The 7,825-nt window shown below is 61.8% G+C and carries 4 protein-coding genes; all 4 read left to right on the top strand.

Annotated elements, in window-relative coordinates:
- The coding region (locus tag ACIPLA_RS15570) for a DUF3362 domain-containing protein (RefSeq protein WP_401173958.1) at nt 1-565 on the top strand (565 nt) is incomplete at its 5' end.
- Between the two features lie 303 nt (nt 566-868).
- Nucleotides 869-4,144: a DUF2126 domain-containing protein gene (locus tag ACIPLA_RS15565; protein WP_401173956.1), complete on the top strand. Its 3,276-nt coding sequence runs from the start codon at nt 869-871 to the stop codon at nt 4,142-4,144.
- Between the two features lie 88 nt (nt 4,145-4,232).
- Entirely contained in the window at nt 4,233-6,719 is a 2,487-nt protein-coding gene (locus ACIPLA_RS15560) for a circularly permuted type 2 ATP-grasp protein (RefSeq protein ID WP_401173953.1), read from the top strand.
- Nucleotides 6,719-7,609 carry a transglutaminase family protein gene (locus ACIPLA_RS15555; RefSeq protein WP_123499827.1) on the top strand — a complete coding sequence of 297 codons (891 nt, stop codon included), beginning with the start codon at nt 6,719-6,721 and terminating at the stop codon, nt 7,607-7,609. Before ACIPLA_RS15560 ends, ACIPLA_RS15555 begins: the two co-directional genes overlap by 1 nt.
- Nucleotides 7,610-7,825: the final 216 nt, after the last annotated feature.

Raw genomic sequence — 7,825 nt, 5'->3', positions numbered from 1 at the left:
CCTGGCCCTGTGGCTCAAGGGCAACGGTTTCCGTGCCGACCAGGTGCAGGCGTTCTACCCGTCGCCGATGGCTACCGCTACCGCGATGTACCACTCGGGCAAGAACCCGCTGCGCAAGGTCACTTACAAGAGTGACGCCGTGACCATCGTCAAGAGCGAAGAACAGCGTCGCCTGCACAAGGCGTTCTTGCGTTATCACGACCCCAAAGGCTGGCCGATGCTGCGTGAAGCGTTGACCCGCATGGGCCGCGCCGATCTGATCGGGCCGGGCAAGAACCAGTTGATCCCGCTGCATCAACCGGCGACCGACAGTTACCAGAGCGCCCGTCGCAAGAACTCGACACCGGCCGGCAGCCACAAAGTGGCCGGGGAAAAGACCACCAAGATCCTGACCCAGCACACCGGTCTGCCACCGCGTGCCAGCGATGGCGGCAACCCGTGGGACAAGCGTGAGCAGGCCAAGGCGGCGGCATTTGCCCGCAACCAGCAGGCGGCCAAGGAACGCAAGGACGCGGCCAAAGGCAAGGGGCCCAAGCCTGCGCGCAAGCCGGTAGTGCCGCGCTAAGTCTCGTTTGAGCTGAACAGAACGCCAACCTTCGGGTTGGCGTTTTGCGTTGGGCCTGAAGATCAAAAGATCGCAGCCTTCGGCAGCTCTTACATGGAAACGCATATTCCTGCGTAGGAGCTGCCGAAGGCTGCGATCTTTTGATCTTTGCCACAATTATGTGCAAATGCCCCAACGCAAAATCTCCTCCCGCCCGATTTTGGTGCTGTACTGCCCTGAGCAAATCTGTGAAAGCGCCAGCCTGCCGGATGGCATAAGTCTTGCGCGCTTTCGATAACGCTTAAGGCTCGCAGGAGGCACGCCGTGTCGATTCATGTCGCATTGCATCACGTCACGCATTACCGCTACGACCGCGCCGTCGAGCTCGGTCCGCAGATCGTTCGCCTGCGCCCGGCTGCCCATAGCCGCACGCGGATACTGTCATATGCGCTGAAAGTCTCGCCCGAGCAGCATTTCATCAACTGGCAGCAGGACCCCCAGGGCAATTACCTGGCGCGGTTGGTGTTCCCGGAGAAAACCGATGAGCTGCGGATCGAGGTCGACTTGCTGGCGGAGATGGCGGTGTTCAATCCGTTCGACTTCTTCCTCGAGCCCTACGCCGAAAAGATCCCTTTCGCCTATGCCGCGGATGAGTGCAAAGAGCTGGCGCCGTACCTGGAAACCTTGCCCCTGACGCCGAAATTCAAGGCCTATCTGGACGGCATCGATCGCACGCCGCTACCGAGCGTGGATTTCCTGGTCGCGCTCAACCAGCGCCTCAGCGAAGACATCGGCTACCTGATTCGCATGGAACCAGGCGTACAGACCCCGGAACACACTCTTGAGCATGCCTCCGGTTCCTGCCGCGACTCGGCGTGGTTGCTGGTGCAGTTGCTGCGCAACCTCGGCCTGGCGGCGCGTTTCGTGTCCGGTTACCTGATTCAGTTGACCGCCGATGTCAAAAGCCTCGACGGCCCTTCGGGCACCGAAGTGGACTTCACTGACCTGCACGCCTGGTGCGAGGTCTATTTGCCTGGCGCTGGCTGGATCGGCCTGGACGCGACTTCAGGGCTGTTTGCCGGTGAAGGGCACATTCCGTTGGCGTGTAGTCCCGACCCGTCCTCTGCGGCACCGATCAGTGGCTTGGTGGAACCTTGCGAGTGCGAATTCACCCACGAAATGTCGGTCGAGCGGATTTGGGAAGCGCCGCGAGTCACAAAGCCCTACACCGAAGACCAATGGCTGGCGATTCAGGCATTGGGCCGGCAGATCGATGCCGACCTGCTTGAAGGCGACGTGCGCCTGACCATGGGCGGCGAGCCGACGTTCGTTTCCATCGATGACCCGGACGGCGCGGAATGGAACACCGCAGCGCTTGGGCCCGACAAACGTCGTCTGTCCGCCGAGCTGTTCCAGCGCATGCGCAAGCATTACGCGCCCAAGGGACTGGTGCATTTTGGTCAGGGCAAGTGGTATCCCGGCGAGCAACTGCCGCGCTGGTCGCTGAACTGCTACTGGCGCCGCGACGGCGTACCGATCTGGCACAACAGCGCATTGATCGCTGATGAGCAGGAAGACTATGGCGCCGATGGCGAGTTGGCCGGGCGTTTTCTGGCGAGTGTCGCCGAACGCCTGAAAATTCCGACACGCTTTGTGTTCCCGGCCTACGAAGACAATTTCTATTACCTCTGGCGCGAAGGCGCTTTGCCGCAGAACGTCAGCGCCGAAGACTCACGTCTCGAAGAGCCTTTGGAGCGTACGCGTCTGCGCAAAGTCTTCAGCCAGGGGCTGGACAAGGTGATTGGCCAGGTCCTGCCGCTGGCGCGCACCGCCAAGGGCGATCAGTGGCAGAGCGGTCGCTGGTATCTGCGGGAAGAGCATTGCCGATTGGTGCCGGGGGATTCGCCGCTGGGGTATCGCTTGCCACTCGGTTCGCAGCCCTGGGTGAAGGCTGCGGAGTATCCGTTCATTCACCCTGTCGACCCGAATCAGGATTTCCCTGAGCTGCCAGGCACCGACCAGCTACAGCATCACGCTCAACCACAAACGGCCAACGAGCGTGCGCCAAAGATCGACGAGTCCGCCGACTGGCTGACCCGCACCGCCTTCTGCGCCGAAGCGCGAGAAGGCCGGTTGTACCTGTTCATGCCGCCACTGGAGCGGGTCGAGGACTATCTGGAACTGGTCGCCGCCATCGAAGCCACCGCCGAGGAATTGCATTGCCCAGTGTTGCTGGAAGGCTATGAACCGCCGAGCGATCCGCGCCTGAGCAACTTTCGCATTACTCCAGATCCGGGCGTGATCGAGGTTAACGTTCAGCCGTCCGCCACCTGGGATGAGTTGGTGGAGCGCACCGAGTTTCTTTATGAAGAGGCGCGCCAGACGCGACTGACCACCGAGAAGTTCATGATCGACGGCCGGCACACCGGTACTGGTGGCGGCAACCATTTCGTCTTGGGTGGCGCGACCCCGGCTGACTCACCGTTTCTGCGCCGTCCCGATCTGCTGCGCAGCCTGATCAGTTACTGGCACAACCATCCGTCCTTGTCCTACCTGTTTTCCGGATTGTTCATCGGCCCGACGTCTCAGGCGCCGAGGGTGGATGAGGCGCGCAACGATTCGCTGTACGAACTGGAAATCGCCTTCGCCCAGATGCCGAAGCCGGGCGAGGAGTGTCCACCATGGCTGGTGGATCGCTTGCTGCGCAATTTGCTGATCGACGTGACCGGCAACACCCACCGCGCCGAGTTTTGCATCGACAAACTGTATTCGCCGGACGGCGCCACCGGGCGCCTCGGATTGTTAGAGTTGCGAGCCTTTGAAATGCCGCCCCATGCGCGCATGAGCCTGGCTCAGCAGTTGTTGCTGCGGGCGCTGGTGGCGCGGTTCTGGCGCGAGCCTTATGCGCCGCCGAAACTGGCGCGCTGGGGCACAGAGCTGCACGACCGGTTCCTGTTGCCGCACTTTATCGAGCAGGATTTCGCTGACGTCATTGTCGACCTCAATGCCGCCGGTTATCCCGTGCGGGCCGAGTGGTTCGCAGCGCATCTGGAATTCCGTTTTCCCAAGGTCGGTGACTATGCGGTCAGCGGGATTGAGCTGGAGTTGCGTCAGGCGCTGGAGCCTTGGCATGTACTGGGCGAGGAAGGTGCGGCGGGTGGTACGGTTCGTTACGTGGATTCGTCGCTGGAGCGTTTGCAGGTCAAGCTCAGCGGCCTGCCGCCTCAGCGTTATCTGCTGACGTGCAATGGCATCCCGGTGCCATTGCAACCCACGGGTCGGGTCGGTGAGTTCGTCGCCGGCGTACGCTTTCGGGCCTGGCAACCGGCCAATTGCCTGCAACCGACCATCCCGGTCCACGCGCCGCTGGTGTTCGATCTGCTCGATACCTGGATGGGGCGTTCGCTGGGCGGTTGTCAGTACCACGTGGCCCACCCGGGCGGGCGCAACTACGACAGCCTGCCGGTGAACGCCAACGAGGCCGAGAGCCGGCGGATGGCGCGTTTCTTCCGTGTCGGACACACGCCAGGGAAACTTCCTATACCGAATCTGGAAATTAACGACGAGCTGCCGATGACTCTCGATTTGCGACGTTTCTAAACCGTACACGACGCTCGGATTTTTCGTATATCCGGGCGTCATGAGCCTGCGTTAGTCTGACCGTTCTTTGCTGTCTGCCGAGCTTTCCATGCCTGACCTGCTTGACCGCTACCCGCTGACCGCGGGCACTTATCACGAACTGCTCGACGACAGCGGCGCCGTGCGCCCGCATTGGCAGCGGCTGTTCGATCAATTGCAACGCAGCACACCAGCGCAACTGGTGCAGCGTCAGGCGCTGCTGACCCGGCAGATCCAGGAAAACGGCGTGACCTATAACGTCTACGCCGACCCCAAGGGCGCTGACCGGCCATGGGAGTTGGACCTGCTGCCCCATGTGATTGCCGCCGATGAGTGGGAACAGTTATCGGCCGGGATCGCTCAGCGGGCGCGCTTGCTCAATGCTGTGCTGGCGGATCTGTACGGCCCTCAGCGCTTGATCGCCGAAGGCCTGCTGCCGGCTGAGCTGGTGTTCGGTCACAACAACTTCCTCTGGCCCTGTCAGGGCATTTCGCCGCCCGACGGGGCCTTTTTGCATCTGTACGCCGTGGATCTGGCGCGCACCCCTGACGGTCGCTGGTGGGTGACGGCGGACCGCACGCAAGCGCCATCCGGTGCCGGTTACGCGCTGGAAAACCGCACCATCGTGTCCCGAGCCTTTCCCGAGTTGTACCGCGATTTGAAGGTGCAGCACCTGGCCGGATTCTTTCGCACGCTCCAGGAAACGCTCGCTCGTCAGGCGCCGAGCGATGACGAAGCGCCACTGGTGGTGCTACTGACGCCGGGGCGTTTCAACGAAAGCTATTTCGAACATCTGTACCTGGCTCGCCAGCTCGGATATCCATTGGTAGAGGGTGGCGACCTGACCGTCCGGGATGCCACGGTCTACCTGAAAACCTTGAGCGGCCTGCGTCGGGTCCACGCGATCATGCGTCGGCTCGACGATGACTTCTGCGACCCGCTGGAGCTGCGCACCGACTCGGCCCTCGGCGTGCCGGGGCTGCTTGAAGCTGTGCGTCAGGGCCGGGTGCTGGTGGCCAACGCCCTCGGCAGCGGCGTGCTCGAGTCACCGGGGTTGCTGGGTTTCCTGCCGAAGATTAATCAGTATCTGTTCGGCGAAGAGCTGATTCTGCCGTCCATCGCGACCTGGTGGTGCGGCGAAGCGCCGGTGCTGGCCCAGGCCCTGGAAAAGCTGCCGGAGCTGTTGATCAAACCGGCGTTTCCGTCGCAGAGCTTCGCCCCAGTGTTTGGTCGTGATTTGAGTGAAAAACAGCGTCAAGCCTTGGCTGAGCGCATGCAGGCACGGCCTTACGCCTATGTTGCGCAAGAATTGGCGCAACTGTCCCAGGCGCCGATCTGGCAGGCCGAAGGTGGTCAATTGCAACCGCGGGCCATTGGCATGCGTGTGTATGCGGTGGCCAGTCGGGACGGCTATCGAGTACTGCCCGGCGGGTTGACCCGGGTTGCCGCCGAAGCCGACGCCGAAGTGGTGTCGATGCAGCGCGGCGGCGCCAGCAAGGACACTTGGGTGTTGGGCGATCGCCCGCCCAACGGCGAACAATGGAAAGCCCAGCGCAACATTGGCGTTCACGATCTTGTGCGACGCGATCCGTATCTGCCATCGCGGGTGGTCGAGAACCTGTTCTGGTTCGGCCGTTACTGCGAGCGCTGCGATGACAGTGCACGACTGCTGCGGATCATGCTCGCGCGCTATGTCGATGGCGATGACCCGCAAGCCCTGGAGGCGGCAGTCGATCTCGGTGAACGCCTGAATCTGTTGCCGGAGGAGGGCGAGTTGCCGGAGCGATTGTTGGCTGCGCTGCTCGGCGATGACTGGCCGTTCAGCCTGCGCTCCAACCTGCAACGCTTGCAGTGGGCGGCGTCGCAAGTACGCGGCAAGCTCTCGCGAGAGAACTGGCAAGCGCTGGTGGAATTGCAGCGCGAGGCCATGGAACTGGAAACCGAAGAGCCGGATTTCGGCGAGCTGCTGGATTTCCTCAACCGACTGGTGATGTCGCTGGCGGCGCTGTCCGGTTTTGCCCTTGACGATATGACTCGGGACGAAGGTTGGCGTTTCCTGATGATCGGTCGGCGGATCGAACGGCTGCAGTTTCTCAGCGGCAGTCTGGCGGCGTTTCTGCGTGGCGCCGGGGCTTTCGATCAGGCCGGGCTGGAGTGGCTGCTGGAGTTGGGCAACAGCAGCATCACCTACCGCTCGCGGTATCTGGCGGTGGCGCAATTGATCCCGGTGCTGGACCTGTTGTTGCTCGACGAGCAGAACCCTCATGCGGTGTTGTTCCAGTTGAAACTGGTGACCCGTACGTTGAAGCGCTTGAACGACGACTTTGGTGCGCCGCGCGAAACAGGTCTGCCGCAGTTGGTGGAGCGGCTGGCGCGCTTCGATCTGGGTTGCCTGGAAAACCCACTGTTTGGCGAGGCCAGTGTTCGCGCCGCCATAGAGGGGCTGGCCGATCTGTTGCAGGAGATCGCCGATGCCAGCGGACAAGTATCGGATCGCCTGGCCTTGCGCCATTTCGCCCATGTCGATGATGTCAGCCAACGCACGGTGTCCGTCTGATGAATGCCCGTTACCAGATTTTCCACGACACCCACTATCACTATGACAGCCCGGTGTCCCTGGCCCAGCAACTGGCGCACCTGTGGCCGCGGGCTTGCGTTTGGCAGCGCTGCACCGATCAGCAATTGCAGATCAGTCCCGATCCGACCTCGCGCCGGGATGAGCTGGATGTGTTTGGTAATCCGCTGACCCGGTTGGCATTCGAGCGGCCGCACGATGAGTTGCTGGTCAATGCCAGCCTGACGGTCGAAGTGCTGGCCCGGCCATCGTTGGACTTCAATCAATCGCCAGCCTGGGAAGAGACCTGCAACGCACTGACCTACAGCAGTCAGCCGCTGTCATCCGAGATACTTGAAGCCTGCCGTTACCGGTTCGAATCGCCCTATGTGCACTTGAAGCGCAACTTCGTCGAGTTCTCGGAAAGTTGTTTTCCTCCTGGCCGGCCATTGCTGCTGGGGGTTCAGGCGTTGATGGAGAAGATCTTCAGCGAATTCACCTTCGACGCCGAAGCGACCCAAGTGGCGACGCCGCTGGTGGAAGTGCTGGAGAGGCGGCGCGGGGTTTGCCAGGACTTTGCACATTTGATGCTCGCTTGTGTGCGCTCCCGTGGATTAGCCGCGCGGTATATCAGCGGTTACTTGCTGACCCAGCCACCACCGGGCCAGCCTCGGCTGATCGGTGCCGATGCGTCTCATGCCTGGGTGTCGGTATTTTGTCCGGTGCTGGGCTGGGTGGATTTCGACCCGACCAATAATGTGCAACCGGCGCTGGAGCACATCACCCTGGCCTGGGGCCGGGATTTTTCCGATGTGTCGCCGTTGCGTGGAGTGATCCTGGGCGGTGGCAGCCATGATCCGGAGGTTCGGGTCACAGTAATGCCGTTGGAGTAACCAACATCCAGTGTGGGAGCGGGCTTGCTCGCGAAAGCGGTTGAACATTCAACATTGACGTCGACTGACCCACCGCTTTCGCGAGCAAGCCCGCTCCCACAGGGAGTGTGCAGTTTCTTGGAGAGGGATTTCAGTTTGGACTGTGAGGGTCAGCAACATCGTTGCTGACCCTGGACACAGATCCGGTGGGCCTGATCAGATCATCGGGCCCTGAGG

Origin of the sequence: Pseudomonas sp. NPDC086112 (assembly GCF_044746425.1) — a bacterium.
Classification (GTDB): Bacteria; Pseudomonadota; Gammaproteobacteria; order Pseudomonadales; family Pseudomonadaceae; genus Aquipseudomonas.
This window is presented reverse-complemented; position numbering and strand designations above follow the sequence as displayed.